Origin of the sequence: Candidatus Cryosericum septentrionale, assembly GCF_003570995.1 — a bacterium.
Taxonomy (GTDB): domain Bacteria; phylum Caldisericota; class Caldisericia; order Cryosericales; family Cryosericaceae; genus Cryosericum; species Cryosericum septentrionale.
Genome location: NZ_QXIY01000004.1, coordinates 1 through 22,654 on the forward strand (window position 1 = coordinate 1; position 22,654 = coordinate 22,654).

At 57.8% G+C, this 22,654-nt stretch carries 20 protein-coding genes, 3 tRNA genes and 1 other RNA gene; 17 read left to right on the top strand and 7 right to left on the bottom strand.

Annotation, left to right across the window (positions count from 1 at the left end):
- The 3 genes from SMC1_RS01490 to ileS all read left to right on the top strand — a co-directional run.
- A partial coding sequence (locus SMC1_RS01490) for a bifunctional metallophosphatase/5'-nucleotidase (protein WP_119085048.1) occupies window positions 1–1,641 on the top strand: 1,641 nt, incomplete at its 5' end.
- A gap of 97 nt (window positions 1,642–1,738) precedes the next feature.
- The gene (locus SMC1_RS01495; RefSeq protein ID WP_165849120.1) at window positions 1,739–2,617 is read left to right on the top strand and encodes a DUF3378 domain-containing protein; all 879 of its coding nucleotides are present in this window, start codon (window positions 1,739–1,741) and stop codon (window positions 2,615–2,617) included.
- Window positions 2,618–2,714: 97 nt separating this feature from the next.
- Entirely contained in the window at window positions 2,715–5,876 is a 3,162-nt protein-coding gene (gene ileS, locus SMC1_RS01500) for an isoleucine--tRNA ligase (protein WP_119085050.1), read from the top strand.
- 52 nt (window positions 5,877–5,928) lie between these two features.
- Here the strand turns inward: ileS and SMC1_RS01505 are convergent, their stop codons facing one another.
- The 5 genes from SMC1_RS01505 to SMC1_RS01525 all read right to left on the bottom strand — a co-directional run bounded on the left by SMC1_RS01505 (window position 5,929) and on the right by SMC1_RS01525 (window position 8,853).
- Complete coding sequence (locus tag SMC1_RS01505; RefSeq protein ID WP_119085051.1) at window positions 5,929–6,762, bottom strand: HesA/MoeB/ThiF family protein; 834 nt, start codon at window positions 6,760–6,762, stop codon at window positions 5,929–5,931.
- Window positions 6,759–8,159 (bottom strand): carotenoid oxygenase family protein, encoded by a 1,401-nt coding sequence (locus SMC1_RS01510; RefSeq protein WP_119085052.1) that lies wholly within the window; start codon window positions 8,157–8,159, stop codon window positions 6,759–6,761. The genes SMC1_RS01505 and SMC1_RS01510 overlap by 4 nt, the downstream gene beginning before the upstream one ends.
- 61 nt (window positions 8,160–8,220) lie before the next feature.
- A tRNA-Ser gene (locus tag SMC1_RS01515) sits at window positions 8,221–8,311 on the bottom strand.
- Entirely contained in the window at window positions 8,298–8,768 is a 471-nt protein-coding gene (locus SMC1_RS01520) for a nucleoside deaminase (RefSeq protein ID WP_243626448.1), read from the bottom strand. The genes SMC1_RS01515 and SMC1_RS01520 overlap by 14 nt, the downstream gene beginning before the upstream one ends.
- Window positions 8,769–8,776: 8 nt before the next feature.
- Window positions 8,777–8,853 (bottom strand) — tRNA-Arg (locus SMC1_RS01525).
- Window positions 8,854–8,961: 108 nt separating this feature from the next.
- Between SMC1_RS01525 and SMC1_RS01530 the strand changes: the two genes are divergently transcribed.
- From SMC1_RS01530 to ispF, 14 genes are all read left to right on the top strand, one after another.
- Window positions 8,962–10,242, top strand: coding sequence for an NAD(P)/FAD-dependent oxidoreductase (locus SMC1_RS01530; protein ID WP_119085054.1), 1,281 nt, complete (start codon window positions 8,962–8,964; stop codon window positions 10,240–10,242).
- A gap of 22 nt (window positions 10,243–10,264) precedes the next feature.
- Window positions 10,265–11,149: a pyridoxal 5'-phosphate synthase lyase subunit PdxS gene (gene pdxS / locus SMC1_RS01535; RefSeq protein ID WP_119085055.1), complete on the top strand. Its 885-nt coding sequence runs from the start codon at window positions 10,265–10,267 to the stop codon at window positions 11,147–11,149.
- Between the two features lie 2 nt (window positions 11,150–11,151).
- The gene (gene pdxT, locus SMC1_RS01540) at window positions 11,152–11,742 is read left to right on the top strand and encodes a pyridoxal 5'-phosphate synthase glutaminase subunit PdxT (protein ID WP_119085056.1); all 591 of its coding nucleotides are present in this window, start codon (window positions 11,152–11,154) and stop codon (window positions 11,740–11,742) included.
- Entirely contained in the window at window positions 11,743–12,498 is a 756-nt protein-coding gene (locus tag SMC1_RS01545; protein ID WP_119085057.1) for a YebC/PmpR family DNA-binding transcriptional regulator, read from the top strand. It abuts the gene before it with no gap.
- Between the two features lie 7 nt (window positions 12,499–12,505).
- The gene (gene ruvC, locus SMC1_RS01550; RefSeq protein WP_119085058.1) at window positions 12,506–13,021 is read left to right on the top strand and encodes a crossover junction endodeoxyribonuclease RuvC; all 516 of its coding nucleotides are present in this window, start codon (window positions 12,506–12,508) and stop codon (window positions 13,019–13,021) included.
- Window positions 13,005–13,598 (top strand): Holliday junction branch migration protein RuvA, encoded by a 594-nt coding sequence (gene ruvA, locus SMC1_RS01555; protein WP_165849121.1) that lies wholly within the window; start codon window positions 13,005–13,007, stop codon window positions 13,596–13,598. The genes ruvC and ruvA overlap by 17 nt, the downstream gene beginning before the upstream one ends.
- 3 nt (window positions 13,599–13,601) lie before the next feature.
- Entirely contained in the window at window positions 13,602–14,666 is a 1,065-nt protein-coding gene (gene ruvB, locus SMC1_RS01560) for a Holliday junction branch migration DNA helicase RuvB (protein WP_119085060.1), read from the top strand.
- A gap of 96 nt (window positions 14,667–14,762) precedes the next feature.
- A tRNA-Ser gene (locus SMC1_RS01565) sits at window positions 14,763–14,854 on the top strand.
- A 24-nt stretch (window positions 14,855–14,878) separates the two neighbouring features.
- The gene (locus SMC1_RS01570) at window positions 14,879–15,658 is read left to right on the top strand and encodes a type III pantothenate kinase (RefSeq protein ID WP_119085061.1); all 780 of its coding nucleotides are present in this window, start codon (window positions 14,879–14,881) and stop codon (window positions 15,656–15,658) included.
- Window positions 15,655–16,647 (top strand): tRNA dihydrouridine synthase DusB, encoded by a 993-nt coding sequence (gene dusB / locus SMC1_RS01575; RefSeq protein WP_119085062.1) that lies wholly within the window; start codon window positions 15,655–15,657, stop codon window positions 16,645–16,647. The genes SMC1_RS01570 and dusB overlap by 4 nt, the downstream gene beginning before the upstream one ends.
- A complete protein-coding gene (gene greA / locus SMC1_RS01580; RefSeq protein ID WP_207799263.1) occupies window positions 16,637–17,176 on the top strand; it encodes a transcription elongation factor GreA in 540 nt (179 codons plus the stop codon). Before dusB ends, greA begins: the two co-directional genes overlap by 11 nt.
- A gap of 2 nt (window positions 17,177–17,178) precedes the next feature.
- On the top strand, window positions 17,179–18,651 hold the full coding sequence (lysS, locus tag SMC1_RS01585; protein WP_207799264.1) for a lysine--tRNA ligase: 1,473 nt from the start codon (window positions 17,179–17,181) through the stop codon (window positions 18,649–18,651).
- A 28-nt stretch (window positions 18,652–18,679) separates the two neighbouring features.
- On the top strand, window positions 18,680–20,086 hold the full coding sequence (locus SMC1_RS01590; RefSeq protein WP_165849122.1) for an AAA family ATPase: 1,407 nt from the start codon (window positions 18,680–18,682) through the stop codon (window positions 20,084–20,086).
- Window positions 20,083–21,270 (top strand): 2-C-methyl-D-erythritol 2,4-cyclodiphosphate synthase, encoded by a 1,188-nt coding sequence (ispF, locus tag SMC1_RS01595; protein WP_119085065.1) that lies wholly within the window; start codon window positions 20,083–20,085, stop codon window positions 21,268–21,270. The genes SMC1_RS01590 and ispF overlap by 4 nt, the downstream gene beginning before the upstream one ends.
- A 13-nt stretch (window positions 21,271–21,283) precedes the next feature.
- Here the strand turns inward: ispF and ffs are convergent.
- Both ffs and SMC1_RS01605 read right to left on the bottom strand, forming a co-directional pair.
- Window positions 21,284–21,548: signal recognition particle sRNA large type (gene ffs, locus SMC1_RS01600), an RNA gene on the bottom strand.
- A 43-nt stretch (window positions 21,549–21,591) separates the two neighbouring features.
- On the bottom strand, window positions 21,592–22,644 hold the full coding sequence (locus tag SMC1_RS01605) for a PEGA domain-containing protein (protein ID WP_165849123.1): 1,053 nt from the start codon (window positions 22,642–22,644) through the stop codon (window positions 21,592–21,594).
- Window positions 22,645–22,654 lie beyond the last annotated feature (10 nt).

Consider the following 22,654-nt stretch of genomic DNA (forward strand, 5'->3'; position numbering starts at 1 on the left):
CCTACCGGCGGTACGAGTGGCAAGTCCGGCAGGAAACCCAACATGAACCTCATCATCTCGGACTGGGCACTGCCATACGTTGCGTTTGCTGAATCGAAGGGATTCATCACGGCCGAGCAGGCCACTGCCCCGAAGCATCAGCTCACGAGGGGTGAACTGGCAGACATGGTCGTGAAGATGCGGTTCCCGACGGTGGTTATTCTGCACACCAACGATTTCCATGGCAACCTGGTGCCAGCGATCGATGCCAACAAGAACAGCGTCGCTGGGGCGGCCCGGGAGGCCACCATCATCAACAGCGTGCGCAGCACATTCGGGAAGGATCATGTTTTGCTTGTGGATGCGGGCGATGCCATTCAAGGCGCCACAGTAGCGAACCTGTTCCAGGGCAAGAACGTGATAGAGGTTTACAACGCGATGGGCTACAACGTGGCTACACTCGGCAACCACGAGTGGGACTACGGCCAGCAGGTCCTGAAGGACCGGATTGCAGAGGCCAAATTCGACTATGTGAATGCCAACGTGACGGGCGTGAACCTTGGGTGGAAGTCGAATGTCATCAAGAATGTGGCCGGGATCAACATCGGGCTGTTCGGTGTCATAACGTCCGACCTTCCCATTATCGTTGCGACGTCAAGCCTGACCGGCGTCGGTGTCGCGGATCCCATAACGACAGCGCAGAACCAGATTGTCGACCTGAAAGGACAGGGAGCACAGTACATCGTTGCTCTGAGCCACTGCGGGTATGACAATGGCGGCGCTCCGCTGGACCCTGCTATCGCCGCGGGAGCTCCTGGCATCAACCTGATCATTGGTGGTCACTCTCATACTGTCCTGAAGACAGAGGTCATGGTTGGCAAGACCATGATAACTCAGACCGGCACTGCCGGTGCGTACGTCGGCAAGGAAGTCATCGGTTTCACGACATATCAGGGGAAGGTCATCAGGCAGAACGTCTCGTATGAACTTGTACCAACTGTAACCTCTGTTCCTGAAGACCCGGCCATCAAGGCTATCGTCGACGGCTATAACAACCAGTTGAAGGGTAAACTGAGTGTCGTCGTCGGCAAGGCTCTCGTAGCACTTGACGGCGAGCGCGCGGACGTGCGCACGAAAGAAACCAATCTCGGCAACTACGTCACCGACTGGATGCGCATCTCCACAGGTGCGGACATCGCGTTCGAGGACGGCGGCAGCATTCGCGTCAGCGTTCCTGCAGGTGACGTCACGGTAGGCAGCGTTTATAGCGTGCTCCCGTTCGACAACTTCCTGGAAGTCCTCGAGATCAAGGGGTCCACGCTCAAGGCTGCCCTCGAGAACTCTGTCAGTGCCTATCCCGCCCAAGCCGGTGCGTTTGCTCAGGTGTCCGGATTCAGCTTCACGTTCGATCCGTCCAAGCCGGTGGGTTCACGTGTCGTCAGTATCACCAAGGACGGTAAGTCCATGGACATGGACGCCACGTACAAGCTCTGCGTTCAAGATTACACAGCGCTCGGGGGTGATGGGTATGCAATGCTGGTGGGGTCAAAGGTCGTCTACAAGTCCAGCGAGTGGATGCGTGACGGTCTTGTCGCCTATATCACGGCACATCCAGAGATCAACCCGACGGTTGAGGGTCGAATCACTATCGTCAAGCCATAACAGATTATCGACTGATTCGTCAAGGGGGCCGGCAGTCGCCGGCCCCCTTGTGTTTGACCGGTGTTGCACATCTGTCGAAAGAGGAGACAATCCATCCATGAACACAGTGAAGACGATGACGCATGAGCAGCAGGAACGTCTCAGATCAGCTCTGACCGTGGGTGGTGGCATCGAGGACCCGGAGTTGCCTGTGGGAACGTACTTTCTCACCAGGAGTGAAGGTTCGGTCGTCACCGCCTATCGGAGCGGCAAAGTTCTGTTCCAGGGGCAGGACTGCGACAGGCAGGTTCGGCTCGCGGAAGGAATTCTGGCTCACGCCAAACCGGCGAGTAAGGGTCTCGAATTCCCGATCGTCGGGGGAGATGAATCTGGCAAGGGGGACTTATTCGGTCCGCTTGTCGTTGCCGCGTTTGCCGCTCGCGACGAGTCAGAGCGACGGGAGGTCGTGCGTGCCGGGGCACGTGACTGCAAGCTCATGACAGATGCGGAAGTGCATGCCGTCGCGACGAGACTGGACGGTATCGGTATATCGAGCATCCGCGTCCTCATGCCCCAGGAGTACAACGCACGATACGCGGGTGTGCACAATGTGAACGTCTTGCTCAATGAGGTCTATGCTGGGTTACTGCTCGAATTGGCAACTGCATCGAAGGCTCACACCGTCATTCTGGACAAGTACGGTGGACGAGCGATGGCCCTTTGGAAGAGTCCGCAGAGCTTCCGCTTCGTCGTGGAAACGCATGCAGAACGGTATCCCGAAGTGGCTGCTGCTTCCGTTCTTGCCAGGGCCGCATTTCTCGACGGTCTCGAGCGTACGGCAAGAAACAGTGGAGTTGTCCGGCTGCCAAAGGGGGCTTCGATGGAAGCGCAGGCATTCATGCGACGCCTGGCGTCAGACAAGGGCAAGAACGTGCTTCGGTCGGTCGCAAAGGTGAATTTCGCTCCCGTGAAGGCGTGCCTCGAAAGCTTGTTCTAGACGGGGCCAGTGATTGTAGTCCGGTTGACAACACTACCCGGCCACGTAGTATATATGCTGATTTCCGCAGTGAAACCTTCACACGAGGAGACGCCTCATGTTTAAACCCGTATTGCCTGCCGACAAGGTTGTCGAGCAGGAGGTGGCCACCATCCAATTCTGGGAAACCGGTCATGTCTTCGAGAAGTCGCTTGAACTAAGCAAGGACAAGGAGCGCTTCGTGTTTTTCGAAGGGCCGCCGACCGCCAACGGAAGACCCGGCGTGCATCATGGCCTGGCCCGTGTTTTCAAGGACACGGTTCTGAGGTACAAGGCGGGTACAGGCTACTATGTTCCTCGCAAGGGTGGTTGGGACTGCCAGGGTCTGCCCGTGGAGATCGAGGTCGAGAAACGACTCCACATCAGCGGCAAGCAGGAGATCGAGGAATACGGCGTCGAAGCATTCGTGCGGGAGTGCAAGAGCAGCGTTTTCACTTATAAGGCGGAGTGGGAGAAGATGACCAGCCGCATCGGTTTCTGGCTGGATACCGAACATGCGTATGCGACCTACACCAACGACTACATCGAATCGGTGTGGCATATCCTCAAGACCTTCTACGACAAGGGGTTGCTGTACCAGGGACACAAGGTCGTCCCCTATTGTCCGCGCTGTGGGACGGCTCTCTCGATACACGAGGTCGCGCAAGGCTACAAGAACGTCACCGAGGAGACAGTCTTCGTCAAGTTCTCCCTGACGTCGGATGGACTGGAGGGTGTCAAGGCGCTGGTCTGGACGACGATGCCATGGACTCTGCCGAGCAACGTCGCGCTTGCGGTCAACCCGGGCCTAGAGTACTCAGTCGTCGAACTGGAAGGTGAACGGTATCTGCTGGCCTCTGCGCGGCTGGCGGCCGTGTTTGGTCATGACGCTGAACACGTGGCACTTGTGCGCACGTATCTCGGAAGCGAGCTTGCGGGGGTTCGATATGAGCGCCTCTATGACTATGCCAGTGTCGAACCCTGGGAAGAGGTGCGTGGGTGGCGCATTGTCACCGCAGACTACGTGACGACGACAGACGGCACAGGCATCGTTCATCTGGCACCTGCGTTTGGCGAAGACGACCTCAGCGTTGGACTGAAAGAAGGACTTCCGTTCGTGCAGCTTGTAGATCCTGCCGGCAAATTCACGTCTGAAGTGACCCTGTGGGCTGGCAAGGATGCCAAGGGAAGCGACCCCAATATCCGGCGTCAGCTCAAAGCTGACGGGAAACTGTTCAAGACAGAGAGGATCGAACACGACTATCCCTTCTGCTGGCGATGCGATACACCTCTTCTCTACTACGCCAAGGACTCGTGGTTCGTCCGCACGACGGAGTTCAAGGACCGGATGGTTGCGAACAATCAGGAGATTACCTGGTACCCCGACCACATCAAGGACGGGCGATTTGGCAACTGGCTGGAGAACATCAAGGACTGGGCGCTGTCCCGCGAACGCTACTGGGGAACTCCATTGCCCATCTGGGTCTGCGATTCCTGTGGACACCAGCATGCGGTAGGTTCCATCGCTGAACTCAACGAGATGGCTGTCAACCCGGATCCCGAGGTCGAGTTACATCGTCCTTATGTGGACAAGATCGAACTGCGGTGTCCGGTATGCGGTAGCACTATGCACCGTGTTCCAGAAGTCATCGACGTCTGGTTCGACTCTGGTTCGATGCCGTATGCACAGTGGCACTATCCATTCGAGAACCAGGACGAGTTCGCAAAGATGTATCCAGCCGACTTCATTTCTGAAGGAATCGATCAGACGCGTGGGTGGTTCTACACCCTGCACGCTATCTCCACGGCCCTCAACGACAGGCCCGCGTTCAAGCGTTGCATGGTGCTCGAACTGGTGCTCGACGAGAAGGGCCACAAGATGAGCAAGCATGTCGGCAATGACATCGACCCTTGGAGTATTCTCGATAAGCAGGGGGCAGATGCGTTCCGATGGTCCCTGTATACGAGCACTCCACCCTGGTACCCGAGACGGTTCGGGCCGAACGTAGTGGCCGACGCCCTCAAGAACTTCATCATACCACTTCGCAACGTCTACAGTTTCTTTGTGCTGTACGCCAATATCGACCACTTCGATCCGAAGGTTGCCCAGCTGCCATTCGACCAGCGGCCAGAACTGGACCGGTGGCTTTTGAGCCGGTTCCAGGTGCTCGTCCGGGATGTGCGTGCAGATATGGAGACCTATGATATCAATCCGGCGACGAAGCTCATTCAGGCTTTCGTCGAGGAGCTGAGCAACTGGTACGTGCGCCTGAGCAGGCGGCGTTTCTGGAGAAGCGAAAACGATACTGACAAGCTGTCGGCGTACGAGACGCTCTACAGGGTCCTGGTCGACCTTGCCAGACTGCTGACGCCGTTCACGCCCTTCATGTCGGAGGAGATCTACCAGAACCTCGTCCGGTCGGGTAATGTCGAGGCCCCGCTTTCTGTGCACTTCCTCGACCTGCCCGAGTTTGACAAGTCTATGTTTGACCCACAGCTTACGGTCGCGATGCAGGAGGTCATGGATGTCGTGTCGCTGGGAAGGTCAGCAAGGAAGCAGGCGGGCGTCAAGACTAGGCAGCCGTTGAGTGCAGTGACTGTTTACACCCATGACGCGCAGGCTCATGAAGTGCTGGTTTCCCATGCCGACATCATCCGCGATGAGCTGAACGTCAAGTCTATTGCCGAAGCGACTCACGCTGCGGACATTGCCGAGTTCACGCTTCGGCCTAACCTGCCTGTACTCGGTAGGAGGGCCGGAACATCGATCCCCGCCATCCAGAAGGCACTGGCCACAGATCCAGAGAGAGTCTATGCCGAGCTTGAGAGCACTGGCCAAGCTTCACTGGATCTGGACGGAACGGCATTCCTGCTGACGAAGGATGACGTCATCAGCGCGGTCTCAGGGAAAGGTGGACTGTTCGCAGCGTCGGGGGCAAACATTGTCGTGGCGGTCGATGCTACCGTCACGCCGGAGTTGCGAGCTGAGTGGTATGTGCGCGAGGTCGAGCACTTTGTTCAGGGACAGCGCAAGGACAAAGGCTATCAGGTGACGGATCGTGTACGACTTGCTTTGACGTGTACCGATGCTGCAGTGACGGCCGCACTTACCGCTGCGGCGCAGGACGTGGCCCAGGAAGTCCTCGCAAACGAGGTGACGGTGGTCACTGGCCCGGTCGAGGACAGTGTCGAGGCCCTGGAGCTTGAAGGTTCGAAAGTAGCGTGCCGACTGGAACAGTAAGGGCGTTCCGGCAGTAGCAACACGTTCACTTTCCCGGTAGAGTCTCCTGTCTTCAGCAGGAACTCTGCCGGGGATCTATTTTCATCGAGAACAACTCGGTTATGGTTGGTTGGTCACCACACACTCGGCACTGAGGGTCGCGTTCAAGTGGCACGAGCTCGAAGCGATTGTCCTCTCCATCCATGAGCAGCAGCTTGCCGGCTAGCCAGTCTCCGCACCCCACAATGTACTTGAGCACGTTCTGTGCAACGATGGAACCGATGATGCCGGGAGTGGTGCCGAGAATGCCGCGAGCTCTCTCCTCGCGTGCCATGGCAGCAGTAGGAGACTTGGGGTACAGGCAGCGGAAGCAGGCTGTTGTTCGCGGGATGACCGTGAATGCCATTCCGTGGAGGTTGCTTACCGCACCGACGAACAGCGGCTTGCCAAAAAGGACAGCAGCATCCGAAACGAGATATCGCGTGCTGTAGTTGTCTGTGCCGTCGACGACCATGTCGTAGGCGCTAAAGAGAGCATAGGCGTTGTCCGGATCCAGTCGACTGGGATAGGCCTCGATACGTATTTCCGGGTTCAGTGCCACCAACCGTTCCTTTGCGACAAGAGCCTTGGGTTGACCGATGTCTCCCGTGGAGTAGAGCACCTGCCGGTTCAGGTTGGACAGGCTCACGGAGTCTCCGTCGACCACTCCTATCGTACCCACTCCAGCGGCAGCCAGGCACAGCAGGATCGGAGAGCCAAGTCCTCCGGCTCCCACGACCAGAACAGACGCTTTTGCCAGCTTCTCCTGTCCCTGAGGGCCGACCTGTTTCATCCATAGTTGACGTTCGTAGCGACGCCCGGCGGGGGCCTCGCACGACGACGTGCGTACGTGTTTCGATGAAGTCATGTTGTTGCCTCCTCCGGCACGAAGAGTGCATGCAGTCCGAACGGTAGCGCGTACGGAAGCCATGCGCGGGCTTGTTCGGTCATTGTCGCAGCATCCAGAATCAGGACAAATGAACGTTTTGCCAGAACATTGAGCACGATAGTCAGTAGCCAGCCTTCTCCTTCTCGGCTGTCCGCAGCAGCGGGAACAAGAATTGGAGCGCCGGGGAGACAGTTGTCGAAGGACCACTCGATGAATCGACCGGTCGTCACGTCGGAACGGCACAGCCGGTCGATCGGCTCGCCTGTTCTCGTTGGCCCCGCCGCGAACAGGATGGTGTGCGGCCGCATCGAAAACCTGGCGTCTACCACGTAGAACTCTCCCGGCGGGCACCTCAGTGGCGAGCAAAGGACTCGCTTGTGCTCCAGGTCGATGACGAGGCGGGTCGCCAGTGGAGCGGGAAAGTCGCCTGCAGGAACCTCTCCATGGTCGAAAGTCAGAGAGTCGAGGATACTCGGATCCGCATATGCGGCAAGATCGACGATGATCTGATCTCCGTCGTCCCAGGCATTGATGTGGTGGAGTGCGAACAGCGGGCGCGTGGAAAGTGTCGTCTTCAGTGCACCTGTCCTCCGGTCGACGACCAGGACTCTACTCCCTCGCCCCGCATCCCAGACGTAATTTCGCAGGTACGGACGTCTGGATGAGCTCAGGGAGCGCGGATATGCCGTGAAGGGCCCTTCGACGAGAACGACCCATCGTGGCGTTACACTGAAGGAGTGCATGTATCCAAGGCGCGACGACGGGATAGCACAGAGGCGTCGCGTTCTTCCTTCAGGATTGGTGACTGTAATGACGTATGCGGCGGGATCCCCATTGCAGAGCGACAGGTCGAAGCGCTCTCCAGTGAGCCGGTCGAAGACGGGGTGTGGCGAAGAGGCACAGCATCTGTGCAGGTGCGCCCATCGCTTTGTGCGTACTGTCGCCAGCGTCGTGGGATCGATCAAGATGCTCTGTGGCGTATCGCCGAGAGCCTCGAGCTCGTTTCTCCAATGCGTGATGTTCATGTTGGCGTTGTCGTCGGAGAAATGACTGCGCCGGTGGACGGACGGGAAGTCGAAACCACCAGCCGGCAGGGCGTCTTCCGTCAGAGCCCGACGATACCAGGAACTTGCAAGAAAGCGGTTGCTGCAGGTGACGCCGTGTGATCCAAAGGTTACTGATGAGAGGAGGGCAAAGCCATCCAGCCAATGTCCAACAGTGTGACCCCCAATCTCGAACCTGCCGGGGCCGATTCTGTACATGGTGCCGACGAGGCCGGGAGGAACAAGTCCCGTGACGCTGAGGGGTACGCTGGACACTTCATCGAGAAGCGAAGTGAAACCAATGCTGTATCTGGGAGCATATCCTGGGTTCATGGCCGCTCGACAACATCAAGAAATGTGCAAGATGACGATAATGCCAGCATCCGTGTAATGCTGGCGGAGAGGGTGGGATTTGAACCCACGAACGAGGGAACCCCGTCACCTGCTTTCGAGGCAGGCGCTTTCAACCGCTCAGCCACCTCTCCGTTTGGACCTGATACGTGCAAAGAACTGCTGCAGGACAGCTTCGGCATCAGCGCGCAACAAACCAGAAACCACCTCTGGAGCATATCCAAAAATAGGCTGCGTAAGCATGTTGCCATTGCTGCCGACTGCTCCATTGTCGAAATCGTACGCTGAGAACACCACCCGCTGTACCCTCGCAAGAGCTATTGCGCCAGCGCACATTGGACACGGCTCAAGAGTAACGTACAGGACGCATCCGTCCAAGCGCCAATCTTCCAGACGCTCGGCACTAGAGCGCAACGCGAGCATCTCGGCATGTGCCGTTGGGTCCTTGGCGCTCTCTCGCATGTTGTGTGTGGAAGCAAGCAACTCACCAGCCCTTGTAACAACACATCCCACAGGGATCTCTCCTTCATCAAGGGCACGCCTGGCCTCGTCAAGCGCAAGGAGCATGCAATCAACATCAGTGAGAGCCATGTCAGGACTGGTGCGCCCGACAGGAATCGAACCTGTAACCTACGGTTCCGTAGACCGTCACTCTATCCAGTTGAGCTACGGGCGCACAGCGATGATTGTATTCCATTTCCCCCGGTTGGCAAGAAGAACAGTGAGGATTGCTGGGCAACGTGGCAGTAGTGACGCGCACAAATCTGTTATAATCTAGTTGCCGATGGGAACAAGAGCTGAGATCTGCGTCATAGGTGGTGGTGCTGCCGGAATGCTGGCGGCATTGTCTGCTGCAAGGTACCTCACAGCCTCTGGCCACGATGGCTCAGTCCTCATCCTGGAACGGAATCGGGTGCTTGGCAGGAAGCTGGCCATCACAGGCAAGGGCAGGGCAAACGTGACTAATGCGCGTTCACTGGACGAGTTTGTCCAGGCCTTCGGCCCTTCCGGCCGATTCCTCTACCCGGCTTTCGAGTCCTTTTTCTCGGATGACCTTGTCGCCCTTTTTGCCGAAGTCGGCCTGCAACTTAAGACGGAGCGGGGTGGCCGAGTGTTCCCTGTGACGGACAAGGCGCAGGACGTCGTCCAGGCTCTTGGGCTGCTTCTCGTGCGAGACGGCGTTGATACCCTCTACTCGGCTCGGGTCCGAAGTATCGATTCTGAGTCCGGCGACTGGACGATCGGCCTGGAGTCCCGTGGGCCCTTGCGCTGCCGGGCCGTGGTCGTGGCCACAGGTGGAAAATCTTATCCTGGTACCGGGTCGACAGGAGACGGCTATGAGCTTCTTGAGCATGTGGGCCATCATCCCGGTCGTCTGCTGCCTGGCCTGGTTTCCCTGCACTGTCCCGAGAAGTGGCTGAGAGAACTTGTGGGGATCTCGCTCGAAGGCGTTGCTGTGGAGGCATGGGTTGGCCCTAAGTTGTTGGCTCGAAGGCAGGGAGAAGTCATGATAACGGACCGAGGGATTGGGGGTCCGGCCGTGCTGTCGCTGAGCCTGGCCGTCACACCGGCTCTGGCCGAGAGCCACGCTGTCGTGCTGTGCATGGACCTGCGGCCCGAGAAGACACTGGCCCAAGAGCTTCACGACATCGAGGCTTGTGGGAATGCCGATGAGATCCTGGTGAATGTCTCGAGGTTCCTTCCGAGGCGGATGGCGCTTGAGCTGATGTATGTGTGGGGCATTGAAGGGAAGGGCAGCACACCATTACCCAAGAAAACCCTTGCAGCAGTCGCCCGATCAGTCAAGGGAGTGGAGCTGAGATGCACAGGGGCCGACCCTCTCGCCTCTGCGATCATCACGCAGGGGGGAGTGCCTCTACGAGAGGTCGACCCACGATCCATGGGATCGAGACTCGTTCCCGGATTGTTCATTGCCGGCGAGCTCCTGGACCTGCAGGCTGTCACCGGTGGCTATAATCTGCAGGCAGCTTTCTCGACCGGATTTCTGGCCGGAAGGTGTGCGGCCGAATACGTTGCCAAATCACCAAATGACAGTAAACTTTAAAGGTTAAAGAGGTGACAACGACATGGCTGAAATCGGAACGACCAAGGTAAAGCGGGGTTTGGCAGAGATGTTCAAGGGTGGCGTCATCATGGACGTCACGACGGTCGACCAGGCGAAGATTGCCGAAGAAGCCGGTGCAGTGTCAGTGATGGCACTCGAACGGATTCCGGCTGATATTCGCAGGGAAGGCGGCGTCGCAAGGTCGGCTGACCCGGGACTTGTCGAGCAGATCATGGACGCCGTCTCGATTCCCGTCATGGCCAAGGTGCGAATCGGACACATCTCCGAAGCACGGATACTGGAGTATATGGGCGTCGACTTCATTGACGAGAGCGAAGTGCTGACTCCCGCTGATGTTACCTATCATATCGACAAGTGGCAGTTCAAGATTCCCTTCGTATGCGGAGCGCGCAATCTGGGCGAGGCGCTGCGGCGTGTCAGCGAGGGAGCTGCGATGATCAGGACGAAGGGCGAGCCGGGCACCGGAGACGTCTCTGAGGCGGTCACCCACATGCGAGCGGTCATGAACGAGGTTCGCAAGGTGCAATCGATGCTTGAGGATGAACTCGTGGTCGAGGCGAAGGACCTTGGGGTCAATGTTGAGCTACTGCGCGAAGTGCGTACGCTGGGACGTCTTCCCGTGGTCAACTTTGCAGCGGGGGGCATTGCTACCCCGGCCGACGCGGCGCTCATGATGACGCTTGGGGCCGATGGTGTTTTTGTGGGTTCTGGCATTTTTAAGAGTTCGGATCCGCTTCCGAGAGCAAAAGCCATCGTGGCGGCAACGACTTACTGGGAAGATCCTAAGGTGCTCTTCGAGGTAAGCAAGGGCTTGAAGGAAGGTATGTCGGGCATAGACGCACGCACGCTCGTCGAGCTGGATAAGATGCAGGTGAGGGATAGCTAGACGTGGTCATCGGCGTCCTCGCTCTTCAGGGCGACTTTCGAGAACACGCTAACATGGTGCGGTTCCTCGGGGCGGAGGTCTGTCTCGTCCGTCTCCCCGACGAAGTCGACTTGGTGGATGGGCTGATCATCCCGGGAGGCGAGAGTACGACCATGGGGAAGCTCATGGTCAAGTACGGAGTGGATCGAGCTATCGTCGACCGTTTCAACGCAGGCAGACTGGCGATCTATGGCACGTGCGCAGGAATGATCGTTTTGGCCCTGGATATTGAGGGAAGTCAGGCACAGCCTCATCTGGGACTTCTGGATGTGACTGTTCAGCGGAATGCGTTTGGACGTCAGAAAGAGTCGAGCGAGGAAGATCTGGAAGTCCAGGGGCTGGGTACACCATTGCATGCGCTGTTCATTCGGGCGCCGGTGATCGTCCGGACAGGACCTTCTGTAGAGGTACTGGCAAGGGTAGCACAGGGGCCGGTCTATGTGCAGCAGGGAAGGCTCCTTGCTTCTTCGTTCCATCCGGAGCTTGGAAGCGATACGAGGGTACATGAACATTTTCTGCGATTGGCAGAACAGAGCTCAAATCAGGAGGTCTAGATGTCTGGGCATTCCAAGTGGCACAATATTCAGGCCAAGAAGGGCGTAGAAGACGCCAAGCGTGGTCGTGCTTTCACCAAGATCACTCGTGAGATCATTATCGCGGCGAAGGCAGGAGGAGGGAGCACCGAAACGAACACGCGGTTGAGGGCGGCTGTAGAAAAGGCCAAGTCAGCAGGTATGCCCAATGACAATGTCAAGAAGGCAATCATGCGTGGAACCGGAGAGATGGAGGGTGTCAGCTACGAGGAGACCTCATACGAAGGTTACGGCCCCAATGGCACTGCATTCATCATCCAGGCCTCGACTGACAACAAGAACCGCACTACTTCGGAAATCAGAAGGATCCTCTCTCAGCACGGTGGTGCGCTGGGCGAGAACGGGTCTGTCAGCTGGGGTTTCGAGCGCAAGGGTTCGCTGGAAATCGATCCGGCTGACAAGGCATACGACGATCTGTTCATGATTGCAGTCGACAGCGGCGCAGAGGACCTCAAGCAGGATGATGAGACCACGACCGTCATCACCGGACCTGAGGATGTCTATAAGGTGCGCCAGGCTCTCGAGGCTGCCGGGATTGTCGTGAAGTCGGCGTCTCTGGTCATGATCCCCAAGACCCTTGTTGCCGTCGCCATTGACGATGCGCGAAAAATCGCGCGGCTGGAGGAAGCGCTGGACGAGCACGATGACGTCAGCGACTACTTCTCCAACTATGAGATGAGTGACGACGTCATCAAGCAGCTGGAGCAGGAAAGCTAGAGACTGTATGCTTACTCTGGGAATCGACCCCGGATTGGCACGCATCGGCTACGGTGTCGTCTCGTCAGACGGCGACACTGTAGCCCTTCTTGACTATGGGTGTCTGGAGACCCATCCTGGTACGCCATATCCAGACAGGCTCAAGTACATCTACGACGGCGTCCGCCGACTCGTCCGCAGGTACAAGCCGGACGCAGTGGCGCTCGAGTCCCTGTTCTTCTTTCGAAACGCCCGGACGGTCATGAGGGTCAGTGAGGCGCGCGGAGTCATTGTCCTTGCCATCGGCACATGTCACGTTCCTGCGTTCGAGTATACCCCTCAGCAGGTGAAGCAGGCCGTCTCATCATATGGCATGGAGAGCAAGAAGAACGTCGAGATTGCTGTGCGCCAGATTCTTGGTGTCGAGGAGCATATTACGCCTGATGATACAGCGGACGCCATTGCTATCGCCCTCTGCCATACGTTCACGGGGGCCTATCGCGAGGCAGTTCTGGCGGAGGAGACCGATGATTGCTTTGATTAGGGGGACCATATATCGCAGATTGGATTCCGCCGTCATCGTTCTTGTCGGCGACATCGGTTATGAGGTAAGAGTGGTGGACCCCGCTATGTTCGAGGTTGGGGAAGAGGTCGAACTGCGGACATACCATGTTGTCAAGGAAGACCGGCAGGAGCTCTACGGTTTTGTCGAACCACTGGACTATGAAGTTTTCGCCGACCTGGTCGAGCATGTTCCAGGCGTTGGGGCCAAGACCGCTCTGAGCCTTCTGCGTGCTGCACCTGCATCTCGCCTCATCGAAGCAGTGCGGGAACAGAATGTTGGGTTACTCACTTCGGCGCCCGGCATAGGGAAGAAAAATGCCGAGCGCATCCTCATCGAGTTGCGTCCGATCGTCAACCGCAAGTACGCTGAACTTCTGTCTGTAGAGGGCATGACAGGAGCGGAACCCACCGTGCTGGCAGAGGTGGAGATGGCGCTCCGGTCTCTCGGATACTCACAACGAGAAATCAGTGGGTCTCTCCGGGAGCTTGGCGCTACAAAGGACCGTTCGGCCGAGGAACTCGTGAGTGATGCCTTGCAGCATCTTTCGAGGAAATAGGGTATGGCTGCCGGCGAGGAGAAGCGTGTACGTCGGAAAGCGACTGTTGCTCAAGCCCCAGTGTCGTCGGGGAAGCCCGAGGGTGACGCGGTGGGTTCAACTTTGCGGCCACGACGTCTTGAGGATTTCATAGGACAGGAGCAGCTGCGGCGCAACCTGTCCATTTTCATCAAGGCCGCACTCAGCCGCAAAGAGCCTTTGGACCACTGCCTGCTCTACGGCCCTCCTGGTCTGGGCAAGACAACACTCGCACAAATCATTGCCGTGGAACTTGGTGTACGGTTCAAGTACACGAGCGGACCGGCACTCACACGGGCAGGTGATCTTGCCAGCATTCTGGCATCGCTTGGGGAGCGGGATGTGCTGTTCATCGACGAGATTCATCGTCTGCCTCCCGCGGTGGAAGAGGGTCTCTATGCTGCAATGGAGGATTTTCAACTGCCCATTATTCTCGGGAAGGGGCCAAGCGCCAAGACACTTACGATACGCCTCAAGCCGTTCACTCTCATAGGAGCGACCACCCGGTTTGGCATGTTGTCCGCCCCTCTTCGCGAGAGGTTCGGCATCGTCATGCGCATGGATCCATACAATGAGGAGGAACTGGCTCAGATTATTGCCAATGCAGCCTGCCGGCTTGAGACGGCTGTCGAGCCGGCTGCTGCCAGACGCATTGCTGGTCGCTCACGCGGCATTCCTCGAATAGCACTTCGGAACCTGAAACGCATCAGAGACTACTTGGCATATGCGGGGGGGCTCGTAGTCGATGTCAAGCTGGTCGACGAGGCTTTCTCACGACTCAACATCGACAAGTATGGCCTGCTGGACATCGATCGGCGGCTCCTTGGGGCTATCGATGAAAAGTTCAGAGGCGGCCCTGTGGGGCTCGACAGCTTGGCTTCTGCGATCAGTGAAGACCCCGATACGGTGTCCGTCGTCATCGAGCCGTATCTGGTGCAGTTGAACTTCATCGCGCGGACGTCGCAGGGACGCGTCATAACGGACCTTGGCCGGCGATATCTGAAGGGTCATGATAGTGTCTCCGGCGGCGGGGAAGATGTGCTGTTCTGACGTCTGCGAAGGCTCTGCCCCTTGATAATGTCCGGGAAACCAGTATAATCAGCAAGAGCCCGTGCAATAGTGCGGGTTTGTCAGTTTCCAAAGCACGGAGAGATGGCCGAGTGGCTGAAGGCACTCGCCTGCTAAGCGAGTGGGTGGCTAATACCGCCTCCCGGGTCCAAATCCCGGTCTCTCCGCCATTCTGGTTTTGAAGGTGTGCCACCATGCTTCTTGCCATTGATGTCGGGAACACCAACATAGTCTGTGGCCTCTTCGACGGTACTGTCCTGCGCGATAGTTGGCGCCTGACGACCGACCGGGGTAAGACTGCCGATGAATACAGTGTGTTCATCCGCAGTCTGTTTCAGTTTTCCGATGTTCAGCTGGGGGATGTAGAGTCTGTCATTCTGGCTTCTGTTGTCCCGCCGCTTACGCCAATCATGCGCCGCCTCGTTGATCGCATGTTTCATCTCCGACCCCTCGTGGTCTCGACAGCACTCAACACGAATATCACATGGGAGGTCGAGTCTCCATCAGAGATGGGGGCCGACCGTATTGCCGATTGTGTCGGCGGGTATATGAAATACGGGGGGCCTTGTATCATCATCGACCTCGGGACTGCCACGACGTTCAACTTTGTGAGCGCCGATGGACGGTATCTTGGGGGGTCCATAGCACCCGGCCTTCTCAACTCGAGCGAATCCCTGTTCACCAAGACGGCCAAGTTGCCCCGTATTGAGCTTGAGCGCCCTGCAACGAGCCTCGGAATCGACACGATCACGCAGATGCAGGTTGGCGTCGTCTGGGGTGTGGTCTTTATGGTCGACGGCATGGTCCAGCGTATCCGCCAGGACACGGGTTGCCCGGATGCCAGAGTGATCCTGACGGGCGGGCTGTCGGGTGTGGTGGTTCCTGGTTTGCAGACCAAGTGCGTGCACGACCCGAATCTCACGCTCGATGGCTTGCGAATCCTCTTTGAACTGAACAGAGGTGGGACCGAGTGAACATAGGGCCCCTGAAGCTCGATGGGCGAGCCTTCCTGGCGCCCCTTGCGGGGTATGGCGATTCGCCCTTTCGCATTCTGTGCAGGCACTATGGCGCGGCGATGGTCTACACAGAGATGGTTTCATCCCTCGGCATCAAGTTCAGTAACACCAAGACATTCGGGATGCTGGTGTTCGATCCTGTTGAGCACCCAGTCGACTTCCAGATGTTTGGAGCTCGACCTGATGCAATGGCACAAGCGGCAGAGGTTCTGGCGAAGGCAGGGGTTGATGCCATCGACATCAACATGGGATGTCCCGAGCCAAAAATCGTGAAAACCGGTGCCGGATCGGCGCTGCTGAGGGATCTCCCCCTTATCGATGCAATTACGTCCGCCGTTGTGCGGGCGACGCGGCTGCCGGTGACCGTGAAAATACGCAAGGGATTCCTGCTCGACGACAACGTTGCCGAGGAAATCCTGAGCATTTGCGAGAAGAACGGCGTGGCAGCCCTTGCGATTCATGGCAGTACCGCCGTGCAGGGCCGCTCGGGCTCGAAGGACTGGGATGTCATCGCTGCAACAAAGGCGAAGGCGACCATACCAATCATCGCGAACGGAGGCGTCAAAAAGGCGGAGGACGCGAAGAAATTTCTCGACTACACTAGAGCTGACTACGTGATGGTAGGACGGGCGGCTCTCGGGAATCCGTGGGTCTTCGAGCAGATAAACGATGTTCTCAATGACAGGAGTCCTCGGGAGCCCGGAGTTGACGAGCAGTTCAGGGTTATGCAGGAACATGTCGACCGCGAGGTCGCTCTCAAGGGTGAGGTCATTGGAGTCAAAGAGATGCGCAAGCACCTTGCTTTCTACTTCAGGGGCTTCCCTGAGGCGACGACGTATCGAGGGCGTATCAACCAGGTGAAGGAAGTAGACCAGCTGAAGAAGCTGCTGAATGAGTACCGTGCACTGTGCACGGGTGCCAGCGAGGAGGTTCGCCATGATGCATGACGAAGAAGAGCATTTCGACGAAGAGATTGAAATCACCAATGTGCGTGAAGATGACGAAGAGAAGCTGTACATCAGCCCCTCTCAGCACAAGAAGATGCTTGAGGAGCTCGACAGGCTGAAGACCAAGGAGCGCCTTTGCATCGCAGAGCGCATCAAGGACGCCAAAGGGTTCGGTGATCTCTCGGAGAATGCCGAGTACGAAGAGGCCAAGAAGGAGCAGGCGTTCATCGAGGGAACCATCATGGACGTCGAGCGTCAGCTCGAGCACTCCGTGGTCGTCGAACCAGGCGATACGGGTACAGGCGAAGTTCACATGGGCTGCAAGGTCCAGGTACTCGACATCGAGACTGCCAAGACTCGCTGGTTCACCATCGTCGGCAATCTTGAAGCCGATCCAATGGAAGGTCGCATTTCCATTGATAGTCCGGTGGGCAAGGCCCTCGTGGGGAAGCGCGAGAAGGAGACCGTCGCTGTGCGTATCCCGAAGGGTCGCGTCTCATACAAGATTCTCTCCATAGCGAAGGTATAGTCGTGCTGGAACTCAACGAGGTTGAGCAAAGCCGCAGGGACAAGATTGGGGAACTTCGCGAACAGGGGATCGACCCGTTCGGGCACAGTTTTGGGGATGCACTTGCGACAGCCTACATCGTGGAGCACTTTGATGAGCTGGGAGAGAGGACGGTTCGTGCCAGAGGGCGCGTCATGGCCGTTCGTGGCCATGGAAAGGCGTGTTTCCTCGTGTTGGCGGACATGTCCGGGCGGATCCAGCTGTATGTGCGCTCTGACGACCTCAAAGAGCCTGCCTATGACTGGTTCAAGAAGTATGTCGATTCTGGTGACATCATTGGGGTCGAGGGAACACTGTTCGTAACGAAGACCGGAGAGAAGACCATCGCCGTCGCAAGACTGTGGGTTCTGTCGAAGGCGATCCGTACGTTGCCCGAGAAGTTTCATGGCCTCACGGATGTGGAAATCCGTTATCGCCAGCGCTACGTCGACCTCATGGTCAACCCCGAGGTTCGAGACGCTTTTGAGAAGAGGTCTTGTATGGTTTCGCATATCCGGACATATCTGACGGAGCGAGGGTATCTTGAGGTCGAGACTCCAATGCTTCAACCAATCGCAGGTGGTGCAACTGCGCGTCCGTTTGTGACGCATCACAATGCACTTGATCAGGATCTTTTCCTGCGCATTGCTCCCGAATTGTACCTGAAGAGGCTTCTGGTCGGCGGTTTCGAGAAAGTCTTCGAGATCAACCGGAGTTTCAGGAACGAGGGCATCGACACGGTTCACAATCCGGAGTTCACGATGATGGAACTGTACGAAGCCTATTCAGACCTTGATGGCATGATGAGCCTGACCGAGAACCTCATCCTTGACCTGGTCGAGAAGGTCACGGGCATGTCGCACGTGCATATGGGCAAGCGGTTGATCAACTTCACCCGGCCATTTGCACGGACGACGTTCGACGAGGCCATGCAGAAGTACGCGGGCGTCGGTCTGGAAGAGCTACGCGATGATGGGCTGGCGCGTCGCAAGATTGCAGAATTCGGCATTCACATGGACAAGTCGTTCGAATATGCCAACATCGTCAACGAGGTGTTCGACAAGATGGTCAAGCCCAACTTCATCGACCCGACGTTCGTGCGTGACTATCCCGTGGAAATCTCTCCACTTGCCAAGCGCATGGCTGAACAACCGCAGAGAGTCCAGCGCTTCGAGCTTTTTGCCGGCGGGATGGAGCTTGCCAATGCCTTCACCGAACTCAACGACCCCATGGACCAGGAAGAAAGATTTACGCAGCAGGCTGCCGCGAAAGCCAGGGGCGATGACGAAAGCCAATCCATGGATTTCGACTACGTGCGTGCTCTGCAGTACGGCATGCCGCCTGCGGGTGGACTGGGCATTGGTATCGACAGGCTGGTCATGCTTCTGCTCGGCGTGGAGTCTATCCGTGAGGTTATTCTGTTCCCTCAGCTGAAGCGAAGGGAGTCACAGGACTGACGTTCTTGTCTCGACATAGGAGGGCATGATGGCGAAGCCCCAAGTTCAGTATAGGTGCAGCGAGTGTGGACATATCAGTGTCTCGAAACTCGGAAAATGCCCCGAGTGCGGGGCTTGGGGCTCCTTTGTTGAGGATGTTCCCGAAATCGAGGTCACGGCGCGGCCGGCCTCGAGAGTGCCGATTTCCGGGATACTGCCCGCTGAGGCGGATCTGGACGTCGCAGTGGAGAATGTCCAGCCTGAGCAGCGCATGATGACTGACATCGGACCGTGGGACGAAGTATTGGGAGGTGGCCTGGTGGTTGGTTCTGCCGTCCTTGTGGGAGGGGAACCCGGCATCGGAAAGTCGACACTTGTCCTGCAGGCGGCAACTGCTCTGGGACAACACGGAAAGGTACTGTACGTGAGCGGTGAGGAGTCTCGGTCTCAAATCCTCGGGCGCGTTCGGCGACTGGGGCTGGACCCGAAGAACCTTCTCCTTGCTACCACCAATTCGCTTGCTGATGCGCTGGCCATGGCTGATCGAGCCAGGCCGGTGGCGCTTGTTATGGACTCGCTGCAGTCGTTCTCGACGGAGGAGGATTTCTTCGGATCCGGTACGCCGGCTCAACTGAAGATCACTGCTGCTGCCATCGCCGGGTTCTCCAAGAAGTCTGGAGTGGCAGCGCTGATCATCGGGCACGTGACCAAGGACGGGACGATTGCGGGTCCCAAGTACGTCGAGCATCTGGTCGACGCCGTCCTCTACATGGAGGGAGACCGATTTGGTGCTTACCGACTGCTGAGGTCGGGGAAGAACCGCTACGGCAAGAGTGGGGAGACCGGATTCTTCGAGATGACCTCGACAGGGCTCATACCGATTTCCGATCCGTCGAGCGCGTTTGTGACCGACGTACACAACCTTCAGCCAGGGTCCGTGGTGGTCCCTGCAGCCCAGGGGAGTTTTGCGGTACTCGTGGAGGTGCAGTCTCTGGCTGCTACCAGCTACCTGCCGTCCCCGCGCCGCATTGCGACCGGACTGGACTATGACAGGCTCATGATCGCGCTGGCGATAATCGAACGTAGAGCGGGCACGAGCGCCGGAGGCAGAGACGTGTACGTCAATATCTCAGGTGATTTTTCGGTTGAAGATCGAGGTATTGATCTCGGCGTCGGCCTGTCGCTGTACAGTGCGATACGCAACGTAGCAATGCGTGACGGGGTCATGCCGATCGCGGAGGTCGGTCTTGCAGGAGACCTGCGTCCCGTGTTCAACCTGCACCGGCGCATCGAGCTGGGGGCACGCATGGGGTTCAGGGAGTTCATCGTGAGTGATAAGGCTCGCGACGACCTTTCGGATCTCCATGGTCTGACGATTCATCGAAAACGCTATGTGAGTGAGGCGATTGCCGCCAGTTTTCCGCGACTCTCCGATGCCGGAGGCGAGTCACAGTGAAGGCTGTCAGGGCTCATCGGCCGAGTCTTTGTGCCATTGTTGTGGCGGCAGGAAGCAGTACGCGGTTTGGAGGGGACAAGCTTCTCGCTCCTTTCGCAGGGAAACCGCTCATCTGCACTACTCTGGAAGCAGTGTGCCAGGTGCCCGTGCACCGGCTGGTTCTGGTCTGCAGACTGCAGGACCGTGCGAAGATGGAGAAATGCGTCACTCAGGCAGCCCTTCCGCGCCGCGTGCACGTTTTTCTGGCGAGCGGAGGCCCAACGCGAGCCGAAAGCGTCCTCAACGGCCTCAAGACGCTTGCAGACAATGGTGCTTCCGGCCAGGACTGGGTTCTGGTCCATGACGGGGCTCGTCCCCTGGTCTGCAGAGCACTTCTCAAGAGACTGCTCGCGGCCAGGGATATGGGAGACATCGTTATACCAGTGATTCCGGTGGCCGACTCATTGCGGCGAACGTCGGCAGGCAGGACAGAAATACTGGACAGGAGAGGGGTCGTTGCCGTACAGACACCTCAGTTCTGCCGAGTGGCGACGCTCCGGTCTGCGTATTTCAACTGTGTGGATAGTGCATCTTTTGACGACGAGGCGACGCTCATCGAGTCAACTGGTGGGCAGGTCGCGACTGTTGAAGGCGATGCCCAGAACATGAAGGTGACGGTGCCAGAGGATGCTGAGATTGCCGAGGCGGCATTCAGCGCAAGGGCCAGGACCGTGGTCGGGTTCGGTTACGACGTCCATCGGTTCGTTTCCGGGCGACCGTTGATCCTCGGCGGTATCAGGATCGCCTCGGAACTGGGGCTTGACGGGACATCAGACGCCGACGCCGTCCTGCATGCGGTCATGGACGCTGTCCTCGGGTGCGCTGGGGCGGGAGACATCGGCGGTATGTTTCCATCATCAGACGGGCAGTTCGTTGGAATTGAGAGCGCCGTGCTTCTGGGACGCGTTATGGCGGATAGAAAGATTCGCAGACTGAGGATTGTTTCGGCGGACATCACTATTGTCGCTGAGAGGCCGAGATTGCGGGATTACCAAGTTCCCATGCAGAGGAGGCTCGCGCGCCTCCTTGGACTTAGGTCGACTGATGTCGACGTCAAGGTGACGGGTAACGATGCGATAGGCTGGATCGGCAGGGGTGAGGGCATAGCCGTTCTCTGCGTTGTGACTGCTCTCCATCCAAGGTAGGAAGAAGAAAAGGCCGTACGCTGAGCACTTGTTGCGCAGACCCCCGGCGTGGTCGACTGTCTCCGGCTCCAGTTGCATCGGGCCACGGCACATGTTCTACTCACTACTGTTGCTTCCTTCCGGACCTGGCAGAGTTCAGAGCTTCCCACTGCATGGTTTGCAGCCTTCAACGCCTTCAACAGGGACTGTTTCGGAAACGTGCGCCCCGCATGCCCAGTATGGACCCCGGTAAGCGGATTCCGGGCAACAGGGCACCGCTGGCTCCCCATCCTGTACGGCTTCAGTAGTATATACGCTGAGATGTTCCCCGTCAACCTGTCGTTAATACAGCTTCGTGAGGGCGATGGAGAGACGAGTCGTCTGTCCTTTCGGCATTGATACCTCGTCTGACCATGGGAGGTACCCTGGCAGTTCCAGCTCAACCACATGCGTACCCTCCTTCAGCGTGCTGAACGTGAAGGGCGTGATATGACTCGTGGCCTGGCCGTCGATTGTTATGGACGCTCCGGCAGGGTCAGTGGAGACAGCAAGCCCGCCAAGCGTAAGGTCGAACTTGTACCGCTTTGTCAGAACGATGCCTTCTTTCACCGAGAGCGTATCAGTGATGTCCGTGCCCCCATCCAGCTTGAGTGTCAGAGCGTAGTCGCCCACAGGGAGGGAGTCGATCTTCAAGGGTGTCACCCCATGTGACTTGCCGTCTATGATGACTTGAGCTCCGGTAGGGTCTGACACGACGCTCAGTTTGCCAAAAGCCTGCACGAGAGAGAAGTCCTGCGTGCTCTGCGTCGCATCGGAGAGGTCGACAGTGCGCGAGATTGCGGCGTAGCCCTTGAGGGAAACGACCAGTGCATAGTTGCGCGGCTTGAGATCTATCAGCGTCAAAGGCGTGACGCCTTTGGTTGCTCCATCGAGTGCCACTCTTGCACCGCGCGGGGTAGACGTGACGACCAGGGAGTAGGCAGCGTGTGTCATGTTTGCAATGACCTGCGTTGTGGATCCCCTTACTGCCGTCGTGGTACCGTTCCAGACGTCCCATCCCGATACGCGGATTTGTATCGCATGGGTCCCCGGGGTCACGTGGGGCAGCACCAGCGGCGTCGTCCCGACCTGCTGTTCGTCGAGGAACACGGTCGCTCCTGATGGAAATGATCGGATGTTTAGGCTGGCCGCCCTTCCCTGGAGAAGCAGGAAGACCACAGCGGCCGCAACTGCGGCGACCAGTACGAACACGATCCAGATCCTGCTTCTGCGAGGGCGCTGCGGGGCTGGTGGGAGCACACTGGCTCCAGCAGGAGCTTGTGCCGTGCGTGACTCGTGGAGGCTTCCAAGAAGTTCGTCGATGCGGTCAGGTTCGTGAGAATGCCGTTCGGACATGTTCATACCT

Excerpts from the sequence above, each read along its gene's own strand:
- SMC1_RS01495 (WP_165849120.1), top strand. The coding sequence starts at position 1,739 with ATGAACACAGTGAAGACGATGACGCATGAGCAGCAGGAACGTCTCAGA.
- ileS (WP_119085050.1), top strand. The coding sequence starts at position 2,715 with ATGTTTAAACCCGTATTGCCTGCCGACAAGGTTGTCGAGCAGGAGGTG.
- SMC1_RS01505 (WP_119085051.1), bottom strand. The coding sequence starts at position 6,762 with ATGACTTCATCGAAACACGTACGCACGTCGTCGTGCGAGGCCCCCGCC.
- SMC1_RS01510 (WP_119085052.1), bottom strand. The coding sequence starts at position 8,159 with ATGAACCCAGGATATGCTCCCAGATACAGCATTGGTTTCACTTCGCTT.
- SMC1_RS01520 (WP_243626448.1), bottom strand. The coding sequence starts at position 8,768 with ATGGCTCTCACTGATGTTGATTGCATGCTCCTTGCGCTTGACGAGGCC.
- SMC1_RS01530 (WP_119085054.1), top strand. The coding sequence starts at position 8,962 with ATGGGAACAAGAGCTGAGATCTGCGTCATAGGTGGTGGTGCTGCCGGA.
- pdxS (WP_119085055.1), top strand. The coding sequence starts at position 10,265 with ATGGCTGAAATCGGAACGACCAAGGTAAAGCGGGGTTTGGCAGAGATG.
- SMC1_RS01545 (WP_119085057.1), top strand. The coding sequence starts at position 11,743 with ATGTCTGGGCATTCCAAGTGGCACAATATTCAGGCCAAGAAGGGCGTA.
- ruvC (WP_119085058.1), top strand. The coding sequence starts at position 12,506 with ATGCTTACTCTGGGAATCGACCCCGGATTGGCACGCATCGGCTACGGT.
- ruvA (WP_165849121.1), top strand. The coding sequence starts at position 13,005 with ATGATTGCTTTGATTAGGGGGACCATATATCGCAGATTGGATTCCGCC.
- ruvB (WP_119085060.1), top strand. The coding sequence starts at position 13,602 with ATGGCTGCCGGCGAGGAGAAGCGTGTACGTCGGAAAGCGACTGTTGCT.
- SMC1_RS01570 (WP_119085061.1), top strand. The coding sequence starts at position 14,879 with ATGCTTCTTGCCATTGATGTCGGGAACACCAACATAGTCTGTGGCCTC.
- greA (WP_207799263.1), top strand. The coding sequence starts at position 16,637 with ATGATGCATGACGAAGAAGAGCATTTCGACGAAGAGATTGAAATCACC.
- SMC1_RS01590 (WP_165849122.1), top strand. The coding sequence starts at position 18,680 with ATGGCGAAGCCCCAAGTTCAGTATAGGTGCAGCGAGTGTGGACATATC.
- SMC1_RS01605 (WP_165849123.1), bottom strand. The coding sequence starts at position 22,644 with ATGTCCGAACGGCATTCTCACGAACCTGACCGCATCGACGAACTTCTT.